The sequence below is a fragment of the Streptomyces sp. URMC 126 genome, assembly GCF_051386555.1.
GTDB lineage: Bacteria > Actinomycetota > Actinomycetes > Streptomycetales > Streptomycetaceae > Streptomyces.
The window spans coordinates 1-1,117 of record NZ_JBPQTX010000626.1 but is presented as its reverse complement, the minus strand read 5'-3'; the positions used below and the strand labels follow the sequence as shown (position 1 = coordinate 1,117).

Below are 1,117 nucleotides of genomic sequence, written 5' to 3'. Positions count from 1 at the left end.
AGATGTGCATAAGAGACAGGGCTGGGGCGGCGCCCCTTCCGTTCCTAGCGTCAGGGACATGACGATCCACACACCCCACCGGCCGGAACCCCGGCCCGTGCCACGCCCCAACCCGGCCGCCCGGCTGGGTCTTTGGAGCGCGCGGCACCGCCGGACCGCCGTCCTCGGCTGGCTGCTGTTCGTCGTACTGGCGGCCGGGCTCGGCGGCATGGCCGGGACGGCCGAGATGACCGTCGCCGAGCAGGGCGCGGGGGGCTCCGCCCGCGCCGAGCGGATCCTCGCCGACGCGGGCATCGAGGAACCCGCCGGCGAGACGGTCATGGTGACCGGGCGCGCGCCGGGCGACTGGCGCGCCGCCGCCGACGGGCTCGGCCGGGCCCTCGACGCCACCGGCGTCACCACCGGCCGCAAGCCGCCGGTGCCGTCCGCCGACGGCCGGGCCGCCCTGATCCGGTTCGCCGTCAAGGGCGACCCGGCGACGGCGGGCGAGCGCGTGGGGCCCGTCGTCGACGCCGTCGCGGAGGCCCGTAAGGCCCACCCCGACCTCGTCTTCGACGAGTACGGCGAGGCCGTCGCCGGGAAGTGGCTCGACGACATGCTCGGCGACGACTTCGCCACCGCCGAATGGACGGCCGTCCCGCTGGCCCTCGGCATCCTGCTCGTCGTCTTCGGCGCGGTGGTCGCCGCCCTGCTCCCCGTCGGCCTCGCCGTCACGGCGTTCATCGCGGCCAACGGCCTGCTGGCCCTCGCCAGCCACGCCCTGCACGTCTCACCGACGACCGCTTCCGTGATGCTGCTCATCGGCCTCGCCGTCGGCGTCGACTACTGCCTCTTCTACCTGCGACGCGAACGCGACGAACGAGCCGCCGGACACGACCCGGAGACGGCCCTGCGCATCGCCGCCGCCACCAGCGGCCGGGCCGTGCTCGTCTCCGGCCTCACGGTGATGGTCGCGATGGCCGGCATGTTCCTGTCCGGGCTGATGCTCTTCGAGGGGTTCGCGCTCGCGACCATCCTCGTGGTGTTCGTCGCGATGACCGGGTCGGTCACCGTCCTGCCCGCGCTGCTGTCGTGGCTGGGGGACCGGGTGGGCAAGGGGCGGGTGCCGTTCCTGGGC

The 1,117-nt window shown here is 74.7% G+C and carries 1 protein-coding gene; it reads left to right on the top strand.

The features are described from left to right. Positions 1-58: 58 nt before the first annotated feature. Positions 59-1,117: MMPL family transporter (locus ACSNOK_RS33175; protein ID WP_436784498.1), on the top strand; the 1,059-nt coding region annotated here is incomplete at its 3' end.